The sequence below is a fragment of the Flavobacterium sp. LPB0248 genome (genome assembly GCF_013388355.1).
Taxonomy (GTDB): domain Bacteria; phylum Bacteroidota; class Bacteroidia; order Flavobacteriales; family Flavobacteriaceae; genus Flavobacterium.
Map to the genome: position 1 here is coordinate 3278301 of NZ_CP058246.1, position 25072 is coordinate 3303372.

Consider the following 25072-nt stretch of genomic DNA (forward strand, 5'->3'; position numbering starts at 1 on the left):
TTTGTATTTGAGTTGATATCCAATTGAATCTGAATTATTTTGTTTCGATCTCAACTATTTTCTGGCCATTTTCTCCTAAGTAATGCACCACAATATTTTCATAAATTTTATAGCCGTCATCAACATTGGTAAATATTACAAGACCTTGTTTTGTTTTAGGAAGTAAAATAAAAATGGTCTGAACACCTTTGTCTGCGCCACCATGAGATAGGGCATAATTGCCGTTTCCTAAATCGTAAATTTCGAAGCCTAAACCAAAATATTTATTTTTTTTGGTAGCAATTTGATGCGATTTCATATCGTCAGAAACTTTTTTACTTAAGCCATCACTATTCAAAACACTACATAAAAAATTGCCGTAATCTTCAATTGTCGTCAATAAATCGTCGGCGGCATTTGCGGTTTTGTTTTTTGTTGGTTCATAAAGATTTCCTTTATTATCAAAGCCATCTGCATATCTTGATAGATCAATTTTGTCATTCCAAATTAATTGGGAATCCTTCATTTTTAATGGTTCAAAAACTAATTCTGAAGCCAGTTGATCCAATGTTTTATGAAATTTTTTCTCCAGCGCCTTTCGCAGATATTCAAAACCTTCTCCAGAATACTGGTATTGTGTTCCAGGTTTGAATTTGAAATCTAATTTTTTAGATTCGTTAAAAGATCTCCAATTTGGAAAACCTGTTTGATGACTCAAAACAATTCTCGTGGTCAGTAATTTTAAATATGGATCTTTTGCAATATCAGGATCAATCCAGTATTTATAAAGCGGTTCGTCTAAATCCCATTTTCCGGCACTTACTAATTTCAGAACAGTAATAGCAGTTACGGGTTTTGTCAACGAAGCGACATTCCAAATGGTATTGTAAGGTGCTGAAACGCCTTTTTTAAGTTCGCCAAAAACTTTAATTTGTTTTAGTTTTCCATCTGTAATAATTCCAATTCCTAGAGCGGGAACATTATTTTCTTTTAGCCATTTTTCAGTTTCCAGATTATTGTCAAAAAGATTTGATATGCCAGCTATAGAACTTGTCATTTGGTGATTATAACTAAGTGATCGTGCTAATTTCCAGTCTTTATTTTTTAAAAGCCAAAGATGTGTAAACTTAGCAAAGCTTCCAGCCTGTTCTGTATTGCTGGCTGAGCTTTCATAAAAACGATGCGTTCCCATTTGTATAGCGCCATATAAAACACCATTTTTATATAAAGGATAAATTTCTGTGCTTCCGTTTATTAATTCTCTTCGATAATTATATTTTCTTGTTGGAGAACAGATTCCGTTTTGGAATGTTTTTAGAAATCTTGTCTTGTCCGAAATACTGTCTTTGTCATGATAAAACTCAAAATCCTCAGTATAAAGATTTTCAAATTGTTTTATATCGCAGGTATTAAAACCAATGTTGAAAAGAAGACTGTCTTTTGACATAATGGTTTTATATAAAGCAGAATTTTTAGCCTCTTGGGAAAATCCTAGTTGGATTTGAATAAATAAGATTCCAATTAAAAGGATTTTTAACTGAAAAAGGGATGATTTAATTTTCATTTGTGATTGATTATTGATTGATGATTTGGCAAAATTAGATCAATCAACAATCGCAAAATTGTACAAATGCGAAAATTTATCTTTTTTTTGAGAGAAAATACAAATCAGGATTGAACATTTTCGGAGTCATTTTGGTCACATCTTTAAATTTTCTTATAAAATGGGATTGATCAAAGTATTTGTTATAAAGTGCGATTTCTGTAAGACTTAATTTTTCTAAATTGGCATTTAGCATTTGATCTACAGATTTTCTGAATTTTAAAATCTGAATGTATTTTTTGATGGTAAGTCCAGTCGCCACTTTAAATTTTATTTGCAATAAACGCTGAGAAGAATTTAAGGATTGGCTAAGATCTGAAACCGAAACTTCGAAGTTTTTTAGTTTTATGATTTCGCAGATTTTTTCAATTATATCTTTTTCAGAATGAGAATTAGATAATGCCTCAAAATAAGAGTTTATTGTATTTACTACAATATGAGAATCAGAATCAATCTTAATTTTAAAAGGCAGTTCGTCAGGATTAATTTTGATGATAGAATCTGTGAAATCGCTTAAATCATATTTTGGAAACAATGAAAGCGCCCAAGCATGAAGCTGAATAATTGTAACTTTAGTTTTTGGATGTATGTTTACCAAAACTTTGTTGGTCATTTGCGAACAAAAATAAACGCCTTCGTTCATTTCATATTTGGCCTTACTTGTATGAACATCAATAGAATTTCCAGTTATAAAAGCAAGATTGAAACATCCGTTTGGAAGAACGAGTTTGTTTTCAATCAAGCTTTCGCCAATGCTATTATCTAGACACCAAACTTTATTGACAAATCTTTCCGTTTTTTGAGTTACGTAATGTTCTGAGTATAACTGCATATTTAAGTTTGATTTGTCAATTTGATTTCAAATTTAGGCTAAAAAGAGAATGAAACAAAAATGAGTATCCATAAAAAACAGGTTTCATTTTATAACTTGAAACCTGTTTGAAGATAGTAAGTAGCTAATATTGTATGGACTAGATTTAAATTTGATTGGAATTTTATCCCTAATTCAAGTTTAAATCTAATTATTATGAAAAAAATCATTCCTTGTTTGTTTTCATTATTCCTTCTTGCAATAGCCTGTAAGAAAGAAACCGTAGTAAATAATGAAAGCGTTTCTGCAGATTCTTCAAGTGTAGATGGCTATGAATTTGTTGGCGGATATCCAACAGAGGCAACTATACAAAAAGCATATGATGATGCCGATCTTAATCGTGCGATACAAACCTATAAGTTTTTCTATCCAACAGTTTCTGGCGCGGCAATTGGTCTAGGAAATCTTGAAATAGGAGTAAAAGCCAATTCCGTTTTTGGAACATTGGATACAAAACCAGGTCAAATAGGATATACATTAAATTCAGATACACCTTATGCACCTGTAGTTTTAGATTTATCAAAAGGTCCTATGGTTGTCGAAATTCCGACAGGTCCACTTATTGTTGTTGCTATGGATGTTAATCAGCGCTGGGTTGCCGATATGGGAATTCCTGGCCCCGATGCAGGGAAAGGAGGCAAGCACTTAATTCTTCCATTTGGTTACAAAGGGCCAATTCCATCAACAGGGTATTACATTTGGCACGCTTCATCTGATAATCTTACTGTTGGTGTGCGTTCGCTTCCTGTTGGCGGAGATGTAAAAGGGGCCTTAGAACGCTTGACAACAGTAAAAGTTTATCCGTTTAATAAAACTTCTGATTGGAAAGATCCAACATGGCTTCAATTGACTGACAAACCGCAAAACAGCACTCCGTTAAAATATGAGACAACTTTTAAGTATTGGGAAGTTTTAAAAGAAATTATCGATCGTGAACCATCTTATGATGGATATCGCAATTATTATGGAGAATTGGCAGTGCTTGGAATTGCAAAAGGAAAGCCTTTTACGCCAGATGAGCGTATGAAAAGTATACTTTCAAAAGCTGCAAAAATTGCTAATGCTCAAATGCGTGTGCAATCATTTGCCGATCGTCGTCCAGATCGTATAGTTTGGAAAGATCGCCAATGGGAATGGGTTGGGCTTCGTCCTGAAAATGGAGATTTTAATACCGAGAATTATGTTGATATAGATGCGAGAGAAACTTGGTTCTACCAGGCAATTGGTGCTTCTCCAGCTATGTTTAGACGTCAAGAAGGTTCAGGATCTTTATATTGGTTAGGATTGAAAGACAATACAGGAAAATATGTTGATGGAAGCAAGACTTATAAACTTACACTTCCTACACCTGTACCTGCAAAACTTTTCTGGTCGGTTACAGTTTATGATGCCGAAACTAGAAGCCAAATTGCTACAGACCAAAATAAGGCAGCGCTTCGTTCTATGTTTGAGCTTAAAGATAAAATAGGAGGTAAAACAGTTGATTTGTATTTTGGACCAAAGATGCCTGCAGGCAAAGAAGGGCAATGGATAAAAACAATTCCAAATAAAGGCTGGTTTGTTTATATACGTATCTATGGACCTGAAAAAGCTGCTTTTGATGGAAGCTGGAAACCTGGAGATTTTGAAGAAGTAAAATAAGTATTTCTTTTAAAAGGTAAATTAATTCAAACAGAAGCCGATTTTAAAATCGGCTTCTGTTTTTTAAAGAAACGCTGAGAAATATTCTTTTTTAGTTTTCGACCATTCCTCAGATATAATACTAAAATAAACATCAGTTTTACTTTTTCCTTCAGAATCGACATAATTGTTTCTAAAAACACCTTCTTTTACAGCGCCTAGCTTTTCAATTGCTTTTTGTGATCGTAAGTTTTCTAAATCTGCGCTAAACTGAATTCTTCTAAATTGAATTTGTTCGAAACCAAAATTCAGCAATTCAAATTTACATGCTTGATTTAATCCCGTTCCTTGAAACTCTTTTCCGTACCAAGTCCATCCAATTTCACATTTCTGACTCGCATGATTTAAATAACCGTATCGTGTGCTTCCTGCTACTTTGTTTGTAGCTTTATCAATAATCAAAAACGGATAACAAATTCCATCAGATTTCTGTTTTAACGTACTTTGAATATAGTTTTCAAAATCCTGATCGTTTCGAACATACATTCCCATATGTTTCCAAATGTCATCATCAAAAATGATTTCTTTGAGTTCTATATTTCTTTCGCTTTCAAATGGAATCAAAAGCACTTTCTCGTTTTCTAAAATAATGTCTGATTGTAAAATTTCGCTGTTCATAATTTCTGTTTTACTAATTGTATAAATCTAATAACGAAATTAAATGTTTAATTTTTGTAAATAAATTTAATAAAATAACAATTTGTTATATTTATGAAACGCCAAAAAACAGGATAATGTTTGTGAATCACTATTTACGAACAATTTGTTCATTTATTTTACAGCTCATGTATTATTATTAGTTATTTTTACGACCCAATATTAGATTTTCCCTCGATGCAAACATCATTAAAAATTGCTGTAGTTGGTTCTGGACTTGTAGGGTCGCTTCTGGCAATTTATCTTAAAAAAGCTGGACACAGCGTTCACGTTTATGATCGCAGTCCAGACATCCGAAAAATAAATTTTTCTGGCCGTTCTATTAATTTAGCAATGTCCAACCGTGGCTGGAAAGCTTTAGATGCAGTTGGTGTTGGTGATTCGGTTCGAGAAATCGCAATTCCGATGGACAAACGTGCCATTCACTTAGTTGATAAATTAAATTTTCAGAATTACGGTCAGGAAGGCGAATCTATATATTCTATTTCAAGAGGAAAATTAAATAGAAAAATGATCGATCTTGCTGAAGAAGCTGGAGCCGAATTTCATTTTGAGCAGAAAGTTTGGGACGTCACTTTAAATGATGCGACACTTCATATTGGTGAAAGCGAAAGAGGCGAGTGGGAAGAAAGAAAATTTGATATGGTTTTTGGTGCCGATGGAGCTTTTTCTAGAATCCGTCACAGAATGCAGCGTCAGAGCATGTTTAATTATTCGCAGGAATTTTTGAATATGGGATATAAAGAACTAAATATTCCAGCAAATTCAGACGGAACACATAAATTAGATAAAAATTCATTTCATATTTGGCCAAGAGGCGAATACATGTTAATTGCACTTCCAAATCTTGATGGGAGTTTTACTTGTACTTTGTTTATGCCTTTCGAAGGAGAAAATTCGTTTGAGTCATTAACAGACCGTAAAATGGTCGAAGATTTCTTCGAGAAAAATTTCCCAGACTCGATTGAAGTAATTCCAGAACTGGCAAATGATTTCTTTAAAAATCCAACCAGTACTTTAGTTACCATGAAATGTTTTCCGTGGACTTACGAAAATAAAATTGCCTTGATTGGAGATGCCTGTCACGCGATTGTTCCATTTTACGGACAAGGAATGAATGCTGGTTTTGAAGATATCACTGTTTTGAGTGAAATGATTGAAAAGTACCAAGACGATTGGAAAAAAATATTTGCAGAATATCAGATCTCTAGAAAACCAAATGCAGATGCCATTGCAGAGCTTTCATATCGAAATTTCTTAGAAATGAGCACCAAAACGGCAGATGAAAAATTCTTGCTGCAAAAGAAAATAGAAAAAGTTTTTTCAGACAAACATCCAGATAAATGGATTCCGCTTTATAGCCGTGTTACTTTTAGTGACCGTCCGTATGCCGAAGCTTTAGCAATCGGAGATTATCAAAATGCGATTATGGAAGAGGTTTTAAAACTCGATAATATCGAAAATATATGGAACACACCTGAAGTAGAAAATAAGATTCTGGAATTGTTAGAAAATAGATAGAATTTTTAAACCATATAAGCGATATAAGTTCATTTAAAATCTTTACACAAAGTATTATATTGACTTATATCGCTTATATGGTTTCATTTTTTTATTTTTTGAAGATTTTGGTTAGCACACCAAAAACACCCCTTATAAAAGTAGCGCTTGTTACAACTTTCAAAACAGATTTTGTAACAACTTCTGTTGTACTCGGTCCTGCTTTTGATGATTTGGCAGGAGCTTGTTCTTCTTGTTGGGCAGCGACTTCTGCTGCATCCGATAATTTTTTGGTTAAGATTTCAAAAGCACTTTCACGATCGATTTCTTCAGCATATTTTTTAACTAGTTTCGATTTACCGTTTATTTCGTCAATTTCAGTTTGAGATAAAACATCCATTCTACTCATTGGTGCACGCATCATCGTGGCCACAAGAGGAGTTGGAATTCCTTTTTCGTTAAGCGCCGTAACCAAAGCTTCTCCAATTCCTAAACTCGTTAATAATTCATCCGTTTTATAATAAGGAGAAGTAGGGTAGTTGTCTGCTGTTTTTTTAATAGCCTGGCGATCATTTGCAGTGAAAGCTCTCAAAGCGTGTTGGATCTTTAATCCCAATTGGGCCAAAACACCGCTTGGAACATCCATTGGGTTTTGTGTTACAAAATAAATCCCAACACCTTTAGAACGAATTAATTTTACAATCGTTTCAATTTGTTCTAATAAGGCTTTGCTGGCTTCATTGAAAATTAAATGCGCTTCATCAATAAAAATGACTAATTCAGGTTGGTCTGCATCTCCTTTTTCTGGCATCTTCTGGTAAATTTCAGCCAAAAGACTTAACATAAAAGTCGAGAATAATTTAGGTTTATCCTGAATATCCGTCAAGCGAATGATATTAACGTAACCTTTTCCGTTTTCGTCAATTCGCATTAAATCATCCGTTTCAAAAGACAATTCGCCAAAAAACAAATCACCTCCTTGCTGTTCCAGCTCTATAATCTTTCTAAGGATAGTTCCAGTTGTTGCAGTTGAGATTTTGCCATAACTAGCAGCAATTTCATCTTTGCCTTCTTCTGTAATATAATTGATTACTTTTTTTATGTCTTTTAAATCAAGCAGAGGCATCTTGTTATCATCACAATATTTAAAGATAACCGCTACAACTCCAGCCTGTGTATCATTCAGATCTAAAATACGCGAGAATAAAACAGGTCCAAACTCAGAAACAGTAGCACGCAGACGAACTCCGTTTTGTTTTGATAAAGACATCAACTCGACAGGAAATGCGGCTACATTATAAGGTATGTTTATTTTGGCATGACGCTCTGTGATAAAACCTTCTTCTTTACCTTCTTTGGCTATACCGCTAAAATCACCTTTAATGTCCATCATTAATACAGGAATTCCTGCATTAGAAAGTTGCTCAGAAAAAACCTGAATTGTTTTGGTTTTTCCTGTTCCGGTTGCGCCGGCAATTAGTCCGTGTCGGTTTAAAGTTTTTAGAGGAATTTTGACATGTGCTTCCGCAATTGGCTCACCGTCAAGCATTGCCCCTCCAAGTATAATGCTATCTCCCTTCGAAGAATACCCTGTAGTTATATCTGCAATAAAATTCTCTTTTTTATTCATGTTTTTATTTGTAATTTAGATTGTTATATGAGTATTGCTTTGTTTTTGGGTACTTTTTATGTGGTTTTTTTTAGTAAGAAAAAGCTTTTTTTGATTGAAAATTTAATAAAAAAAAAATTCGCAGCTTTTTAAGAAGATATCAAAGGAATCTTTGAATATTTACTAAAACGTTGTAATTTTTCTAATTATCGTCCTTTTTTTTGTTTTATCTAAAAAATGATACCGGCAATTTAATGAGATATTTTTTAATTTGAAGTTAAATTTCGGTCAATTAAATTAAAAAAAGTTTTTTTATTTAAACTAAACGTATAAATTTGCTCCTCTACAAGTTAAATATAACTAAAAAATAAAAATTATTTAAAACTATTAAAATTAAAAAAAATGGCAAACGTTAAAGTTAAAAAAGAAAGCACTTCAAATGGCGGAGGAATGATCACAGGAATCATTATTGTAGCGTGTATCTTAGTAGGGGTGTTTATTTGGAAAGTAATCATGGGAGATGCTGCGAACTTCGAAGGAGGTAATCCAGAAACAGGACATCCAATCAATACATTAGGACAAGTATATAAAGGAGGTTTCATCGTACCAGTATTATTAGGTATGTTTTTAATGGTTGTTGTTTTTTCTATTGAAAGATTTATTGTTATCGGTAAAGCTGCAGGAAAAACTAACCTTGACAAATTCATGAAAAGCGTTCAAGGTAGTATTAAAGAAGGAAACATCGAGGCTGCTATCGCTTCATGTGACAAACAACAAGGTTCAGTTGCAAACGCAATTAAATCTGCTTTGGTAAAATACCAAGATGTTAAAAAAGAAGGATTCAACAGCGAAGAAGCTTCAGAAGTAATCCACAAAGAAATTGAAGAGGCAACTTCATTAGAAATGCCAATGTTAGAGAAAAACATGACTATCATCTCTACTTTAGTATCTTTAGGTACATTAGGAGGATTATTAGGAACTGTATCTGGTATGATTAAAGCGTTTGGTGCGTTAGCTTCTGCTGGTACTCCTGACCAAGCTGCTCTTGCAACAGGTATCTCTGAGGCACTTATCAACACTGCTACAGGTATCTCTACTTCTATCTTAGCAATTGTTTCTTACAACTTCTTTACTGCTAAAATTGACGATTTAACTTACTCTATCGATGAGGCTGGTACTACTATCGTTAATACTTACAGAAAATTCAGAGGAAGTTTAAGACAATAATTAATTTTTGATTTTTTATAATCAAAAAAATAAAATAAAAGATAATGGCTAAAATAAAAATGAAAAAAAAGTCTACATCGACAGATATGACTGCGATGTGTGATGTAGCGTTCCTTTTGCTAACGTTCTTTATTTTGACCGCTACTGCTAAAGTGCCTGAGGCATTGCCTGTAGATATGCCTGCTTCTGTTGCTATAACTAAATTGCCAGATACTGATTTGGCTATTATTACAGTAGGAAAAGGGAAAGTATTTTTTGACATCAAAGGAAGAGAAGTTCGTAAAAGAACTCTTGAAGGTATGGGTGCAAAATATGGTATTGAATTTTCAGAAGAAGATAAAACCAAATTTGCATTGATGGATGATTTTGGTGTGCCAATTACAGGTCTTAAGCAAATCATTGATATGAAAGCGGCAGACAGAACTAAAGCTAACCAACCTGGAATTCCTTTGGATTCGTTAGATAATCAATTAAAAGACTGGCTTCTAATTTCTAGAAGAGCTACAATTGATTTAGATGACAAAGAATTGCAGATTGCGATTAAAGGAGATGCTAAAGAGCAATATCCAAAAATTAAAAAAATTATGGATATTTTGCAAGATCAGAAAATCAATTCCTTTAACTTAGTTACTGGTAAGAGAGGAAGAGACTTTTAATTAAAAAATATACACTAAGATGGCTGAATTAAATACCGGCGACGGCGGTGGTGGTAAAGGTGGTAAAGTAAGAAGTAAAAAGCAAAATTCGAAAGTCGATTTAACGGCGATGGTGGATTTGGCATTCTTATTGATCACGTTCTTTATGTTAACTACTTCGTTGTCAAAACCTCAATCGATGGATTTGTCTTTGCCGAATAAAGATGATGATCCAAATAAGAAAACTGAGGATACCAAAGTAGACGAAAATCGTACCATGACAGTAATGTTGGGTGCTGATAATAAAATGGTTTACTATATGGGGTTATTGGCAACACCAAAAGTGGGACCAAAAGATATTGCATATGGTAAAGATGGTATTCGTAGAGAATTGTTAAAACAAAAGAAAAATGTTTTAGCGTATTCTGCAGCTTTAGGGAAACCTAAAAACGGAATCATTGTGATCATTAAACCAACGAAAAAATCAAATTACCGTAATTTGGTTGATATCTTGGACGAAATGGCTATCACTGGAGTTGATACGTATGCGATTGTTCCTGAGTTTACACCAGAAGAAACAAAAGTGATAGATAAAAAATAAGAGCAATCTTAGTTTTATCGACTTAAAAATCAAGAAGTATGAAATTAGATATTATAAAAAATCAGTGGCTTGATATCGTATTCGAAGGTCGTAATAAGATATATGGTGCATATGAGTTGAGAAAATCAAACGGAAAAACAACTGTGAAAGCACTTGTTATTGGTTCTCTTATCTTTAGTGCGGCTATCGCTGCTCCTCTTATTGCAAGTTTCTTACCAGATTCTGCAGAAGAAGAAGAGGTTAAAGAGGTTAAGATGGCTACGGTAAAATTGCCTCCAAAAAAAGAGGAAATTAAGCCAAATACGCCACCGCCACCGCCACCACCACCAAAAGTGGATCAGGTAAAATTCGTTAAACCTGTGGTTGCTAAGGCAGAAGAAGTAACTGAAGACCCACCAAAAATTGTTGATTTAAAAGACAAAAAAGTTGGTGCTGAGACTATCAAAGGAGATCCAGATGCAGTTTTAACTGTTGATGAGCCAGTTGGAAAAGGACCAGTAGCAGAGGTGGTACAAGAAGATAACACTGTATATAACACAGCTGGTATCGAAGTAAAACCAGACTTCCCAGGAGGTATTGATAAATTCTACAAATTCGTAGGAAACAATTACAAGACTCCAGAAGAAGAAGGTTTAAAAGGTAAAGTTTACGTTACGTTTGTAGTTGAAAAAGACGGGTCATTAACAGATATTAAAGTTTTAAGAGATATCGGTTATGGTACAGGAGCAGAAGCAATTCGAGTTCTTAAAAAATGTCCAAAATGGACTCCCGGCGAGCAAAATGGTAAAAAAGTTAGGGTATTGTACTCTCTTCCTATTACTATTCAATCTGCAGAATAATGTTAAAAGATATGCTTAATAATATTCAGAAGAAATCGCTCAAAGAGCGATTTCTTCTTGTTTTAGGAATACTGTTTTTTTTAATATATCTTGTACTCGGTTTAATGATTATGTTTTGGGAGAAACTTCCGCTAAACATGGAATGGAAATATAGATATGCTTTTGGAGGTTTACTGATTGTATATTCGGGAATAAGATTTTTAAGATTAATTAATTCAAAGGAAGAATAATTATGTTGAAATATAGTAAGGCTCTAGGTTTGATCGTTTTTGTCTTTTTGTTTGTCATGTGCAACCAAAAAAGCAATAATGAAACTAATAAAGAAACCATTTTAAAAGGATCACTTGATATTACGGTTGATGAAACAGTAAAGCAAATTGTAGACGATCAGGTAGCTGTTTTTGAGGGAACTTACTATGATGCAAAAATTACGGTAAAACCAAAATCAGAAGCTGAAGTAATTAATGATTTATTAAATCAAAAAGCTAAAGTTGTAATTACAACTCGAGATTTAACTAAAGAAGAAAAAGCGCGTTTCGATAAAAGCAAAATTAATCCTAGGGTAACTCCTTTTGCACACGATGCGATTGCTTTTATTTCAAACAAAAGCAATAATGATACTCTAATTGCGTTGAAAAGTGTAATCGATTTTATGCAAGGAAAACCAGATGGTAAAATTAAAGGTCTTGTTTTCGATAATCCTAATTCGAGTACCGTTCGTTATATGAAAGATTTAGCAAAGGTTGGTGAAATACCTAAGTCGGGAGTTTTCTCTTTTAAAATGAATAATGAAGTTATCAAATTTGTTTCTGAAAATGAAGGAATGATTGGTGTGATTGGTATTAATTGGTTTTATCAACCAACACCTGATATGACTGAAACTATTAATAAGATTAATGTCCTTTATGTTAAAGGTTTGGATAGTAATGAATATTACAGTCCTACTCAAAATGACTTAGAAATTGGAAAATATCCTTTGGCACGTGATTTGTTTATTATCAATTGTCAAGGTTATTCTGGGCTTGGAATGGGGTTTGCTTCATTTATAGCGGGAGATATTGGACAGCGTATCGTTTTAAAATCTGGATTGCTACCGTATAAAACTCCAGGACGAAAACTTAAAATTAGAAGTGAAATTATAAAAGATAAAGAATAAATTAATTACGATAAAGATGAATAAATTTAAAATTTTTAGTCTTGCGTTAGTTGCCTCAGCCACTGCAGCAAAAGCGCAAGATATCAACCAAGCAAAGAAGGCAATAGATGCTGAACAATTTGATAAAGCAAAATCACTTCTTAAATCAATTATTAAAGCAAAACCATCAGATGGTGAAGCTAATTTTGTGCTAGGGAATGTTTATTTAAACCAATCTGTTGTTGATTCTGCTAAAATCTATTACAATAATGGATTACAAGCTTCAGACAAGAAAAACTTAAGCTATATTGGTTTAGGTCAGTTAGATCTTGATGCAAAAAATGCAGCAGCAGCTCAAGCTAACTTCGCTTTAGCAACTAAAGACATGAAGAAAAAAGATGTAAATGAATTTATTTACATCGCTAGAGCGTACATGAATTCTGAAAATCCTGATTATAAAAGCGCTACAGATATTTTGAAACGTGCTTTATTGGTTGATCCACAAAATGCACAAGCACTTTTAGCAATTGGTGATGCTTATTATGGAGCAAACAATCAAAATGATGCTTACAAAGCATACCGTGATGCTTTTACAGCTGATAATACTTTGTTGAGAGCGAAAATGCAATTAGGAGTTTTGTTGAAAGGAGCTAAATCTTACGATGAAGCAATTAAATCTTTCAATGAAGTTATCGCTATAGATGCTAATTACGGACCAGTTTACAGAGAGTTAGCTGAAACGTATTACAAATGGGCAAGAAACAAACCTTCTACTGCTAAAGTTAATTTGCAGAATGCAATTACAAACTACGAGAAGTATTTAAGTTTGACAGATTACTCTCTTGATTCTAAAATGCGTCACGCAGACTTCTTGATCTTAGTTAAAGATTATAAACAGTTAGAAACTGTAGCAAACAAAATGATTGCTCAAGATAAAGTAAATCCTAGAATTTTCAGATATTTAGGATATGCAGCTTACGAAAATGGAAATGTTGATGTAGCGATTAAATCTCTTCAAGATTATATCAATACACCATCTAACAAAGTAATTGGTAGAGATTACTACTATTTAGGACTTTCTAAAATTAAAAAAGGAACTGGAGCTGATGGTACAGTAGATCAAGCTGCTTTTGACTCTGGTTTAGCGGATATCAAAAAAGCGATTGAATTAGAGCCTCTAGTAGTTGAAGAATTTGCAGATTTTGGAAAAGAATTATTCAGTAAAAAACAATATGCGCAAGCAGCTTCTATTTTTGAACTTGGTGCAAGTAATCCAGAATCTAAAAACTATTTGGATGACAGTGTTTATTATGGTATCTCTTTATACTATGGTAATGCTAGCAAACCAAAAGAAAGTCGTGATGCTGTTGCTCTAGGGAAAGCTGATGCTGTTTTTGATAAAATTTTAACTACTGCTCCTAGCTATGATGAAGCATACTTGTATAAAGCTAGAATCAACTCTTTATTAGATAAAGATGATATGATCATTAAAAATTACGAAGAGTATGTTGCTAAAATTTCAGCAAAAGGTGCAGAAGAAGTAGCTAAGCCAGCTGTAACTAAGAAATTTGTAGAAGCTTACAATGGTATTGGTGCTGCTTATGCTAATACAGATAAAGCTAAGGCTATTGAGTATTTTAATAAAACTTTAGTTTTAGATCCAGCTAATTCATATGCTACACAATCTATAAAAGCTTTAAAATAAATAAAGATTTTAAAAAAGAATAGAAAACCGATAGTTCAAAAAACTATCGGTTTTTTTGTTACGTATTTTATTGACTATCTTTGCACTCTTAAAATATTATAATGTTACCAAAAGAAATACAATTAGAAGTAAATAAAGGAGCTATGCTTCCTTTGATGGAAGAATTTTATACCATCCAAGGAGAAGGCGCGCATACAGGGCGAGCTGCTTATTTTATTAGGATTGGAGGATGTGATGTAGGTTGTCATTGGTGTGATGTGAAAGAGAGCTGGAATGCCGAGCTTCATCCGCCGACAAGCGTGGATTTAATTGTTGAAAATGCTGCAAAGTACGCTGATACAGTTGTTGTAACTGGAGGCGAACCTTTGTCTTGGGATATGACATTTTTAACAAATCAATTAAAAGAGAAGAATTTAAAAGTGCATATTGAAACTTCTGGAGCTTTTCCATTATCTGGAACGTGGGACTGGATTTGTCTTTCGCCAAAAAAGAATAAACTGCCAACACAAACAGTATATGACAATGCGCACGAATTAAAAGTGATCATCTATAACAAACATGATTTTATTTTTGCCGAAGAACAAGCAGAATTAGTGAACGATAATGCGATTTTGTTCCTTCAGCCAGAATGGAGCAAAAAAGAAGAAATGACTCCGCTTATTGTTGATTATGTTATGAATAATCCAAAATGGAGAGTTTCATTACAAACGCATAAATATCTTAATATTCCATAAAAACAAAAAATCTCTTCGTTTGAAGAGATTTTTTGTTTACTAGGAGTGTGTAACTGTGTAAAAAGGGAACATTTGTTAATCCCATTTTTTGTATTCTTTTAATGTGGTAATATGTGCTAAATGATGGTTCCCATGCCAAGCATACATTCCAATCATTCTTTTGAGTTTAATTTCTGAATTGTCGACTGGATGTACAAAAGTTTTTTCCAAATCAGATTCAGATAAATTTCTCATAATGTACCCCAATCGAAAATGAAGTCCCTTTAATAAATCTAGGGTCGGCTGAATAGGCATTGTTAAATTATCGTTTAATTCAGACCAAAGAACTTCATCATATGGTTTAATGACAGGATTATTTTCAGTTAAAGCCCATTTAAGGCGAATGTAACAATTCATATGACTTTCAGCACAATGATGAATAACCTGTCTCACGGTCCATCCGTTCGGGCGATAAGGAGTATTCAATTCTTCATCAGTTAAATGAATGGTTTCTTTTGCTAATTTTTCTGGAAGCGTTTCAATTTCTCTAATTTTTTCAGAAAGATATTCCAAAGAATAATGTTCTGGTTCAATAAATTTTCCGATAGGGTATTTTAATTTCTCTAAATCTAGTTCGTTCATTGTTTTTTAGTTTGTTTTAAATGGAAAGTCTAGCTAAATAATCATAATGTTCACCTTCAAGAATAAGTTCACAATTTAGACCATTGGCAATTGCAGCATTTTGAAGTGTATTATAATCCAAATATAACCAATCAAAAGGTTCTTCTTTTTCTCCTTTATAGCTAATATTAAAAACAAGTTCACCATAATAGTCATTTTCAGACGGAATCCATTTGCCGCCGTCTTCATCTTCATCAAACATATAAATGATATCAGAGCTGTCAATTAAAATTTGGCCTCCTGGATTTAGAAGTGATTTTAATTTAGTTAAGTAAGAATTGCAGTTTTTTAATTTACCAAAAATACCTGTTCCATTCATTAAAAGAAGGATTGTGTCAAATTTTTCTCCTTCAAAACCTAAAATATTTTCAACTTTAGCGTTTTTAATTCCTCTAAGAAGACAAGTTTCAATTGCTTTTTCTGAAATATCAATAGCGCTTACTTCTAGATTGCGCTCATTTTGTAGTGATAACGCATGACTTCCAGCTCCGCATCCCACATCTAGTATTTTTCCTTTAGCCAATTGTAAAGCCTTTTGTTCTATTTTTGGCATTTCGTTATAAGTACGGAAAAGGTATTCAACACTCATTTCGTCTTCTTCAGAAATCGAAGTTTCGGTAATGATGTCCTCAGGTGAATTTTTGGTGTAAAAATCAAATATTGCTTTTCCAAAAAGATCTTTCATGTTTTAGTTCAAAGATTAAGGTTTCAAGTTCAAAGTTGTTTAATTTTGCACATCAACTTTAAATTTTAAACTTGAAACAGATTTTAAATAACTTAAGTAAGTTAGCCAAAGATAAGCATAACGAAAATAAAAAGTATTTCGATAAGCTTAAAAAGAAACCTCCAAAGAATTTAGATTACATTATGCAAGACCTGCACGATGCAGAATTTAAAAGAACGGATTGTTTGAAGTGTGCTAATTGCTGTAAAACAACAGGGCCATTATTTACTTTGGCGGACATCGAGCGAATTTCAAAACATTTTAGGCAAAAGCCACAGCAATTTATAGATCAGTATTTAAGAATTGATGAGGATAAAGATTATGTTTTGAAAAGTGTTCCTTGTACGTTTTTGGATAATGAAAACTATTGTATGATTTATGATGTTCGTCCAAAAGCCTGTCGGGAGTTTCCTCATACAGATCGAAATAAATTTTACCAGATTTCAAATTTGACTTTGAAGAACGTCGAAATTTGTCCAGCAGCATATAATATAGTAGAAGAAATGAAAAAGAAATTGCTGCTATAAATGAAAATTGGCAATTGTTTGCAAGAATATCTCAATTTCTCTTTTTAAAATGTACTTTTGAGAAAGGAATAATTAAAGAACCCAAAGAAGACTTATAATTTGAATTTAGAATATTTTATAGCCAAAAGACTTATTACTGCAAAAGATTATAAGAGCAGTATTTCGGCACCCATTATAAAAATTGCTATTTCTGCAATTGCAATCGGAATAATTATGATGATTGTTTCTGTAGCAACTGGAATAGGTTTGCAGAAAAAAATCCGTGACAAAGTTTCGGCTTTCAATGGGCAGATTATAATCTCTAATTATGACAATAACAATTCGGAAGTTACGACAGTTCCAATTTCGAAAAAACAAGATTTCTATCCTAACTTTAAATCCGTTCCAGAAGTTAGCCATATTCAAGCAGTGGCAAGTAAAGCGGGAATTATAAGAACAGAAAATGCGTTTGAAGGAATTATATTTAAAGGAGTAGGATCCGATTATGATTGGAATAATATTAAAGAATATATTGTAGAAGGTAAATTGTCTGATTTTACAAAATCACTAAACGAAGATGTTATTATCTCAAGATTCCTTGCGGATCGTTTGAACTTAAAAATTGGAGATCAATTCAACACCTTTTTTATAAAAGAGGAACAAGGAAAACTCCCAAACAGCCGACGATTTAAAATTGCTGGAATATTTAATTCCGGTTTTCAAGATTTTGATGCTACATATATTATTGGCGATATTCGACACATCCAAAGGATCAATAAATGGAACGAAGATCAAGTTGGCGCATTTGAGATTTTTGTCAATGACTTTGGCGAAATTAAAGCAGTTGGGAATAAAGTGTACGAAGCAACTTCGTCTAACCTGGATACGAAAACAATTATAGAGAAATACAGTTATATTTTTGACTGGCTTCAGTTGTTTGATTTTAATATCATAATCATTTTAGGAGTCATGATAATGGTTGCTACTATTAATATGATAGTAGCGCTCTTAGTTCTTATTTTAGAAAGAACCCAAATGATTGGAATTCTAAAATCAATGGGAGCAAATAACTGGTCGGTTCGTAAGATATTTTTATATAATGCCTTCTACTTAATTCTTCGAGGACTGTTCTGGGGGAATTTGATTGGGATTTCAATTCTGTTAATTCAGCAACAGTTTGGAATAATTCAGCTGAACCCTGAAAACTATTACGTAAACCAAGCTCCAGTATATCTAAATTGGATCTATGTACTACTGTTAAACTTGCTAACTATTGGAGTTTGTTTTTTAGTGTTGTTAATCCCATCTTATATAATAACCAAAATATCTCCAGTAAAAGCAATTCGCTTCGACTAAGTAAAAAGTAAAATCCTAATATCTAACCCGACAGTTTTTGAGAAGCTGTCGGGTTTGTTTTTTTTATGCATATATATAAGTATGATTTGAATATTATGATTTTTAAGGAGCTTAATCCCGCTATTCGTTACAATCTTTTGTGCCGAACCCCGGCACAAAAGGATTTTCACTCCTATCGGGGCTAATTAAACCTGTTTTCATAAAGAGGCTTTCGGGGATAGAGGAGTTTTAAAAATTGAAAAATCATATAAAAACAGAGCTGAAGCCTGAAAACTCTGTAAAATGTAGAAGGAAAACTTCGCGTAGAATATGAAAATCACAACATAATCAGTAAAAACTTACACGTATTGAAAAAACTTTGAGATGTAAACCATCCGTTATCAGAGTGTTAAGAAAAAAGGCGAAAAAAGATGGAAAAAAGCTGGGCAAAAGTGTTGGAAAAGCGGAAAAAGGTTCTACTTTTGCACCCGCAACAGCGAAAGGCGCTCTTCGAAATACTGGCAGGAAGGAAGGATCTGAAGGAAAGAAATTTTCAGAAAAAAAGATTCGGAAAAGCTTGCGAGATTAGAAAATGCTTTTTACATTTGCACCCCGCAAAACACGGAAAGTTCATTGAAAGATTGGAAGAGGAATTGAGAGAATGAGGCGAAAAAAAAGCTTCAAATTTTTTTTAAGTTTTTCTTGCAGGAAACAAAAAGAAGTTTTAGTTTTGCACCCGCTTTGAGAGATAAGCGAAAGACAAAGAAATTACGTTCGTAGACATATTGAATTGACAGCCGTCTCGTTTAAAACGAGACAGAAGAATAAGAGCAGTAGAATCGTGAGATTCGAAAAAGAACCGATAGGAATAGCATCGAATAATAATATTAAAATATACGATGAAGAGTTTGATCCTGGCTCAGGATGAACGCTAGCGGCAGGCTTAACACATGCAAGTCGAGGGGTAGAGCACTTCGGTGCTTGAGACCGGCGCACGGGTGCGTAACGCGTATGCAATCTGCCTTTCACAGAGGGATAGCCCAGAGAAATTTGGATTAATACCTCATAGTATTATAGAGTGGCATCACTTTATAATTAAAGTCACAACGGTGAAAGATGAGCATGCGTCCCATTAGCTAGTTGGTAAGGTAACGGCTTACCAAGGCAACGATGGGTAGGGGTCCTGAGAGGGAGATCCCCCACACTGGTACTGAGACACGGACCAGACTCCTACGGGAGGCAGCAGTGAGGAATATTGGTCAATGGGCGCAAGCCTGAACCAGCCATGCCGCGTGCAGGATGACGGTCCTATGGATTGTAAACTGCTTTTGTACGGGAAGAAACACTCCGACGTGTCGGAGCTTGACGGTACCGTAAGAATAAGGATCGGCTAACTCCGTGCCAGCAGCCGCGGTAATACGGAGGATCCAAGCGTTATCCGGAATCATTGGGTTTAAAGGGTCCGTAGGCGGTCTGGTAAGTCAGTGGTGAAAGCCCATCGCTCAACGGTGGAACGGCCATTGATACTGCTGGACTTGAATTACTGGGAAGCAACTAGAATATGTAGTGTAGCGGTGAAATGCTTAGAGATTACATGGAATACCAATTGCGAAGGCAGGTTGCTACCAGTGGATTGACGCTGATGGACGAAAGCGTGGGTAGCGAACAGGATTAGATACCCTGGTAGTCCACGCCGTAAACGATGGATACTAGCTGTTGGGAGCAATCTCAGTGGCTAAGCGAAAGTGATAAGTATCCCACCTGGGGAGTACGTTCGCAAGAATGAAACTCAAAGGAATTGACGGGGGCCCGCACAAGCGGTGGAGCATGTGGTTTAATTCGATGATACGCGAGGAACCTTACCAAGGCTTAAATGCAGACTGACCGATTTGGAAACAGATCTTTCGCAAGACAGTTTACAAGGTGCTGCATGGTTGTCGTCAGCTCGTGCCGTGAGGTGTCAGGTTAAGTCCTATAACGAGCGCAACCCCTGTTGTTAGTTGCCAGCGAGTAGTGTCGGGAACTCTAACAAGACTGCCAGTGCAAACTGTGAGGAAGGTGGGGATGACGTCAAATCATCACGGCCCTTACGCCTTGGGCTACACACGTGCTACAATGGCCGGTACAGAGAGCAGCCACCTCGCGAGGGGGAGCGAATCTATAAAGCCGGTCACAGTTCGGATCGGAGTCTGCAACTCGACTCCGTGAAGCTGGAATCGCTAGTAATCGGATATCAGCCATGATCCGGTGAATACGTTCCCGGGCCTTGTACACACCGCCCGTCAAGCCATGGAAGCTGGGGGTGCCTGAAGTCGGTGACCGCAAGGAGCTGCCTAGGGTAAAACTGGTAACTAGGGCTAAGTCGTAACAAGGTAGCCGTACCGGAAGGTGCGGCTGGAACACCTCCTTTCTAGAGCCCAAAGTGTTAGCTGAAAAGCACGCTTGGGAAATAAGATGCCTGACTAAAGGTTTGGGATTGAAGATTGTATTGCTCTTGCTGTTAATTTAAAAAAAATGATAAAACTTAAGTAAAACAGAGTCTCGTAGCTCAGCTGGTTAGAGTACTACACTGATAATGTAGGGGTCGGCAGTTCGAGTCTGCCCGGGACTACTATTTGACTTGAGAAAGGAAATTCTGGAAGTTGGAATTCACCAAAAGAAATTAGAGAAGAATTAAGAAATCTAAAATCTGAATTCTGCAATCTAAGATTGAAAAATGGGGGATTAGCTCAGCTGGCTAGAGCGCCTGCCTTGCACGCAGGAGGTCAACGGTTCGACTCCGTTATTCTCCACGAAAGCGAAAGCTTAAAAGTTCATTGACATATTGAGATAAGAAAATAATAAGAAAGTAGAAAGCGTTTTTTACAATTCTATTGTAAAAAACAAAACAAAACGGTCTTGTTTTAAGTAACAAGATTGGTACAATAAGCAAAATAAGGGCGTATGGGGAATGCCTAGGCTCTCAGAGGCGATGAAGGACGTGATAAGCTGCGAAAAGCTGCGGGGACTGGCACACACAGATTGATCCGCAGATATCCGAATGGGGCAACCCGCTATATTGAAGATATAGCACACCGATAGGTGGGCAAACCCGCTGAACTGAAACATCTAAGTAGGCGGAGGAGAAGAAAACAAAAGTGATTCCGTAAGTAGTGGCGAGCGAACGCGGATTAGCCCAAACCAGGATTGTTACGGCATTGCTGGGGTTGTAGGACCGCGAGATTTCTTGCATGAAGAATTAGAATCTGCTGGAAAGCAGGGCCATAGAGAGTGATAGCCTCGTATAAGTAATGAATGTAAAGGATAGCGGTATCCTGAGTAGGGCGGGGCACGTGAAACCCTGTCTGAATTCGGCGGGACCATCCGCTAAGGCTAAATACTCCTGAGAGACCGATAGTGAACCAGTACCGTGAGGGAAAGGTGAAAAGAACCGTGAATAACGGAGTGAAATAGATCCTGAAACCATACGCCTACAAGCGGTCGGAGCCCTTTAGTGGGGTGACGGCGTGCCTTTTGCATAATGAGCCTACGAGTTAACGCTGCTGGCAAGGATAAGTGGTTAAGCCATGGATCCGCAGCGAAAGCGAGTCTGAATAGGGCGCTTTAGTCAGTAGTGTTAGACGCGAAACCGTGTGATCTACCCATGGGCAGGTTGAAGCTGTGGTAACACACAGTGGAGGACCGAACCGGTTGACGTTGAAAAGTCTTCGGATGACCTGTGGGTAGGGGTGAAAGGCCAATCAAACTCGGAAATAGCTCGTACTCCCCGAAATGCATTTAGGTGCAGCGTTATTTTAGTTATACAGAGGTAGAGCTACTGATTGGATGCGGGGGCTTCACCGCCTACCAATTCCTGACAAACTCCGAATGCTGTATAATGATTGATAACAGTGAGGGCTTGGGTGCTAAGGTCCAAGTCCGAGAGGGAAAGAACCCAGACCATCAGCTAAGGTCCCCAAATATATGCTAAGTTGAAAGAACGAGGTTTGTCTGCCCAGACAGCTAGGATGTTGGCTTGGAAGCAGCCATTCATTTAAAGAGTGCGTAACAGCTCACTAGTCGAGCGGACGAGCATGGATAATAATCGGGCATAAGCATATTACCGAAGCTATGGATTTGCAGGCAACTGCAAGTGGTAGGGGAGCATTCTGACAGGGCTGAAGGTATCTCGTAAGGGGTGCTGGACCGGTCAGAAAAGAAAATGTAGGCATAAGTAACGATAATGCGGGCGAGAAACCCGCACACCGAAAAACTAAGGTTTCCACAGCTATGCTAATCAGCTGTGGGTTAGTCTGGACCTAAGGCGAACCCGAAAGGGACAGTCGATGGCCAACGGGTTAATATTCCCGTACTTCTTATTGCTGTGATGGGGTGACGGAGTGATGAAAGCGCCGCGAACTGACGGAATAGTTCGTTAAAGCACCTAGCTATAGGCTCTATAGGCAAATCCGTAGAGACTGGTGAAATGCGATAGTACTCGGAGTCTTCGGACAAAGAGATAGTGCGCCTAAGGGCTTCCAAGAAAAACCTCTAAACTTCAGGCAATAAGAACCAGTACCGTAAACCGACACAGGTAGTTGAGGAGAGAATCCTAAGGTGCTCGAGAGATTCATGGCTAAGGAATTAGGCAAAATAGACCTGTAACTTCGGGAGAAAGGTCGCCCCGAGCAATCGGGGCCGCAGTGAAGAGGTCCAGGCGACTGTTTATCAAAAACACAGGGCTCTGCAAAATCGTAAGATGAAGTATAGGGCCTGACACCTGCCCGGTGCTGGAAGGTTAAGAGGAGATGTTATCTTCGGAGAAGCATTGAATTGAAGCCCCAGTAAACGGCGGCCGTAACTATAACGGTCCTAAGGTAGCGAAATTCCTTGTCGGGTAAGTTCCGACCTGCACGAATGGTGTAACGATCTGGACACTGTCTCAGCCATGAGCTCGGTGAAATTGTAGTAACGGTGAAGATGCCGTTTACCCGCAGTGGGACGAAAAGACCCTGTGCACCTTTACTATAGCTTAGTATTGACCTTGGATAAATGATGTGTAGGATAGGTTGGAGACTGTGAAGTGGCGTCGCCAGGCGCTGTGGAGTCATTGTTGAAATACAACCCTTTGTTTATCTGAGGCCTAACCCCGCAATGTGGGGGACAGTGCTTGGTGGGTAGTTTGACTGGGGTGGTCGCCTCCAAAAGAGTAACGGAGGCTTCTAAAGGTTCCCTCAGTACGCTTGGTAACCGTGCGTAGAGTGCAATGGCATAAGGGAGCTTGACTGAGAGACATACAGGTCGATCAGGTACGAAAGTAGAGCATAGTGATCCGGTGGTTCCGCATGGAAGGGCCATCGCTCAAAGGATAAAAGGTACGCCGGGGATAACAGGCTGATCTCCCCCAAGAGCTCATATCGACGGGGGGGTTTGGCACCTCGATGTCGGCTCGTCACATCCTGGGGCTGGAGAAGGTCCCAAGGGTTGGGCTGTTCGCCCATTAAAGTGGCACGCGAGCTGGGTTCAGAACGTCGTGAGACAGTTCGGTCTCTATCTACTGCGGGCGTTAGAAATTTGAGTGGATCTGATTCTAGTACGAGAGGACCGAATTGGACTAACCTCTAGTGTATCTGTTGTCCCGCCAGGGGCACCGCAGAGTAGCTACGTTGGGAAGGGATAAGCGCTGAAAGCATATAAGCGCGAAACCCACCACAAGATGAGATTTCTTTTAAGGATCGTGGAAGATGACCACGTTGATAGGCTACAGATGTAAAGGCAGTAATGTCATAGTCGAGTAGTACTAATAATCCGTAAGCTTATGTACGCCCTTTTCCCCCGATGAAAATCGGGGGAGGAAACTTTCTAAAATATTCTTCTTTTCTTTATCTCAGTATGTTAAAATATTATTTTAATTATTAATTGTAAATTGTCAATTATTAATTGAAAAGATTGCCCAAAGCAATTGTAACTTCTTAAGGTGGTTATTGCGGCGGGGCTCACCTCTTCCCATCCCGAACAGAGAAGTTAAGCCCGCCTGCGCAGATGGTACTGCATCATTGTGGGAGAGTATGTCGTCGCCTTTCTTTTGAAAACCCTATCCAAATCGGATAGGGTTTTCTGTTTTTGGACTGTTTTGGAAAAGATGCCTGCCGGCAGAGGACAATAGCCGCATATAGGCCGTATGCCGCGTTAGCGATGGAAGCGGCATCCTTTTGCGGGACACCTAAAAGCTCTTTCCTTCTAATTTTTCCCCCGCAAAAGATACAGCGGACAGCGCGGCCCGGAGGGAAACGCCATAAAAATATAATTGTCTGCTATTTTAAGCTAAGTTTTCTGTTTTAATTCCTTTAAAATTTATCTATAAAGGTTAGATTGTCAAACCTTAATTGTTAGGCCTTTAAAGCTCTTAAAATCTATTAAAACAATGGTTTGTTAATTTGGGTTTAGCTTTTGTCTTAAATTCGTTTTAAATTTGGCTATAATGAAATAAAAAATACATGGAAGAGCTAATTCAGATTATAAATAGTTTTGAGAAATTAGATTCGGAGACAGAGCTTGCTATAAAAGAAAGTTTTGTTGAAGTAACTTTTAAGAAAGACGAATTTATTATTAAAGAGGGTAAAGTTTGTAATAATATCTATTTTATAAAATCGGGTGCAGTTCGAAGGTTTTGCATCGAAGATGGAGAAGAAGTTACGAAGTGGATTTATACGGATAATCAATTTGTAACTTCAATGAGTAGTTTCTTTGAGCAGAAATCATCATTTGAGAATTTTCAAACTTGTGAAAAAACAATTGCCTATTCGCTGTCTTATTTTGATGAGCAGACTTTATTGGAATATCCGTTATTTATAAAATTTCACATAAAACAGCTTCGGTATTATCTTTCTCAAATAAATGAATTTAATCATTTATTTCGTTTAATGACTGCAGAGAAAAAATACTTATTTCTTTTAGGGTCATTTCCTCAAATTATTAAAAAATCCAAATTGAAACATATTGCGTCATTAATCGGCGTAAGCCAGGAAACGTTGAGCAGGATTAGGGCATCAATTATTTGATATTACATCAATAAAAAGTATTTAAACTTTTT

Annotated in this window: 20 protein-coding genes, 2 tRNA genes and 3 rRNA genes; 19 read left to right on the forward strand and 6 right to left on the reverse strand. The window is 36.3% G+C overall.

Annotation, left to right across the window (positions count from 1 at the left end):
• Positions 1-34 precede the first annotated feature (34 nt).
• Complete coding sequence (locus LPB248_RS13720) at positions 35-1543, reverse strand: serine hydrolase (protein ID WP_177211942.1); 1509 nt, start codon at positions 1541-1543, stop codon at positions 35-37.
• A 76-nt stretch (positions 1544-1619) separates the two neighbouring features.
• The gene (locus LPB248_RS13725; protein ID WP_177211943.1) at positions 1620-2414 is read right to left on the reverse strand and encodes a helix-turn-helix transcriptional regulator; all 795 of its coding nucleotides are present in this window, start codon (positions 2412-2414) and stop codon (positions 1620-1622) included.
• A 195-nt stretch (positions 2415-2609) separates the two neighbouring features.
• Here LPB248_RS13725 and LPB248_RS13730 point away from each other — a divergent pair, with 195 nt between their 5' ends.
• A complete protein-coding gene (locus LPB248_RS13730) occupies positions 2610-4094 on the forward strand; it encodes a DUF1254 domain-containing protein (RefSeq protein ID WP_177211944.1) in 1485 nt (494 codons plus the stop codon).
• 63 nt (positions 4095-4157) lie between these two features.
• Here LPB248_RS13730 and LPB248_RS13735 read toward each other — a convergent pair whose 3' ends face one another.
• Positions 4158-4751 (reverse strand): GNAT family N-acetyltransferase, encoded by a 594-nt coding sequence (locus LPB248_RS13735; protein WP_177211945.1) that lies wholly within the window; start codon positions 4749-4751, stop codon positions 4158-4160.
• Positions 4752-4967: 216 nt separating this feature from the next.
• On the opposite strand from LPB248_RS13735, the gene LPB248_RS13740 reads away from it, so the two are divergent.
• Entirely contained in the window at positions 4968-6311 is a 1344-nt protein-coding gene (locus tag LPB248_RS13740; protein ID WP_177211946.1) for an FAD-dependent oxidoreductase, read from the forward strand.
• A gap of 91 nt (positions 6312-6402) precedes the next feature.
• On the opposite strand, the gene LPB248_RS13745 is transcribed toward LPB248_RS13740, so the two are convergent.
• Positions 6403-7920 carry a helicase HerA-like domain-containing protein gene (locus LPB248_RS13745; RefSeq protein ID WP_177211947.1) on the reverse strand — a complete coding sequence of 506 codons (1518 nt, stop codon included), beginning with the start codon at positions 7918-7920 and terminating at the stop codon, positions 6403-6405.
• Positions 7921-8301: 381 nt separating this feature from the next.
• Between LPB248_RS13745 and LPB248_RS13750 the strand changes: the two genes are divergently transcribed.
• The 8 genes from LPB248_RS13750 to LPB248_RS13780 all read left to right on the forward strand — a co-directional run bounded on the left by LPB248_RS13750 (position 8302) and on the right by LPB248_RS13780 (position 14775).
• Positions 8302-9126, forward strand: a complete 825-nt coding sequence (locus LPB248_RS13750; RefSeq protein ID WP_177211948.1) for a MotA/TolQ/ExbB proton channel family protein — start codon at positions 8302-8304, stop codon at positions 9124-9126.
• 44 nt (positions 9127-9170) lie between these two features.
• Positions 9171-9782, forward strand: a complete 612-nt coding sequence (locus LPB248_RS13755; RefSeq protein WP_177211949.1) for an ExbD/TolR family protein — start codon at positions 9171-9173, stop codon at positions 9780-9782.
• 19 nt (positions 9783-9801) lie between these two features.
• Positions 9802-10362: an ExbD/TolR family protein gene (locus LPB248_RS13760; protein WP_177211950.1), complete on the forward strand. Its 561-nt coding sequence runs from the start codon at positions 9802-9804 to the stop codon at positions 10360-10362.
• Positions 10363-10400: 38 nt separating this feature from the next.
• Complete coding sequence (locus LPB248_RS13765; RefSeq protein WP_177211951.1) at positions 10401-11201, forward strand: energy transducer TonB; 801 nt, start codon at positions 10401-10403, stop codon at positions 11199-11201.
• On the forward strand, positions 11201-11431 hold the full coding sequence (locus LPB248_RS17090; RefSeq protein WP_111365906.1) for a hypothetical protein: 231 nt from the start codon (positions 11201-11203) through the stop codon (positions 11429-11431). The genes LPB248_RS13765 and LPB248_RS17090 overlap by 1 nt, the downstream gene beginning before the upstream one ends.
• A 2-nt stretch (positions 11432-11433) precedes the next feature.
• Positions 11434-12357, forward strand: coding sequence for a PstS family phosphate ABC transporter substrate-binding protein (locus LPB248_RS13770; RefSeq protein WP_177211952.1), 924 nt, complete (start codon positions 11434-11436; stop codon positions 12355-12357).
• A gap of 16 nt (positions 12358-12373) precedes the next feature.
• Positions 12374-14041, forward strand: a complete 1668-nt coding sequence (locus LPB248_RS13775) for a tetratricopeptide repeat protein (protein WP_177211953.1) — start codon at positions 12374-12376, stop codon at positions 14039-14041.
• Between the two features lie 101 nt (positions 14042-14142).
• Complete coding sequence (locus tag LPB248_RS13780; RefSeq protein WP_177211954.1) at positions 14143-14775, forward strand: 7-carboxy-7-deazaguanine synthase QueE; 633 nt, start codon at positions 14143-14145, stop codon at positions 14773-14775.
• A gap of 75 nt (positions 14776-14850) precedes the next feature.
• Here LPB248_RS13780 and LPB248_RS13785 read toward each other — a convergent pair whose 3' ends face one another.
• Both LPB248_RS13785 and LPB248_RS13790 read right to left on the reverse strand, forming a co-directional pair.
• Positions 14851-15396, reverse strand: a complete 546-nt coding sequence (locus tag LPB248_RS13785; RefSeq protein WP_177211955.1) for a YfiT family bacillithiol transferase — start codon at positions 15394-15396, stop codon at positions 14851-14853.
• 16 nt (positions 15397-15412) lie between these two features.
• On the reverse strand, positions 15413-16120 hold the full coding sequence (locus LPB248_RS13790) for a class I SAM-dependent methyltransferase (protein ID WP_177211956.1): 708 nt from the start codon (positions 16118-16120) through the stop codon (positions 15413-15415).
• Between the two features lie 71 nt (positions 16121-16191).
• Between LPB248_RS13790 and LPB248_RS13795 the strand changes: the two genes are divergently transcribed.
• The 9 genes from LPB248_RS13795 to LPB248_RS13835 all read left to right on the forward strand — a co-directional run bounded on the left by LPB248_RS13795 (position 16192) and on the right by LPB248_RS13835 (position 25040).
• The gene (locus LPB248_RS13795; protein WP_177211957.1) at positions 16192-16686 is read left to right on the forward strand and encodes a YkgJ family cysteine cluster protein; all 495 of its coding nucleotides are present in this window, start codon (positions 16192-16194) and stop codon (positions 16684-16686) included.
• Positions 16687-16785: 99 nt separating this feature from the next.
• Entirely contained in the window at positions 16786-18021 is a 1236-nt protein-coding gene (locus LPB248_RS13800) for an ABC transporter permease (protein WP_177211958.1), read from the forward strand.
• 410 nt (positions 18022-18431) lie between these two features.
• Positions 18432-18665, forward strand: coding sequence for a hypothetical protein (locus LPB248_RS13805; RefSeq protein WP_177210601.1), 234 nt, complete (start codon positions 18432-18434; stop codon positions 18663-18665).
• Positions 18666-18896: 231 nt separating this feature from the next.
• Positions 18897-20410, forward strand: a 16S ribosomal RNA gene (locus LPB248_RS13810).
• A 127-nt stretch (positions 20411-20537) separates the two neighbouring features.
• A tRNA-Ile gene (locus tag LPB248_RS13815) sits at positions 20538-20611 on the forward strand.
• Between the two features lie 107 nt (positions 20612-20718).
• Positions 20719-20792: transfer RNA gene (locus tag LPB248_RS13820), tRNA-Ala, on the forward strand.
• A gap of 130 nt (positions 20793-20922) precedes the next feature.
• Positions 20923-23803: ribosomal RNA gene (locus LPB248_RS13825) — 23S ribosomal RNA — on the forward strand.
• A 149-nt stretch (positions 23804-23952) separates the two neighbouring features.
• Positions 23953-24062 (forward strand): 5S ribosomal RNA (gene rrf / locus LPB248_RS13830).
• Together the 16S, 23S and 5S rRNA genes with 2 tRNA genes alongside form the textbook arrangement of a ribosomal RNA operon.
• A gap of 414 nt (positions 24063-24476) precedes the next feature.
• Positions 24477-25040, forward strand: a complete 564-nt coding sequence (locus LPB248_RS13835; protein WP_177211959.1) for a Crp/Fnr family transcriptional regulator — start codon at positions 24477-24479, stop codon at positions 25038-25040.
• Positions 25041-25072 lie beyond the last annotated feature (32 nt).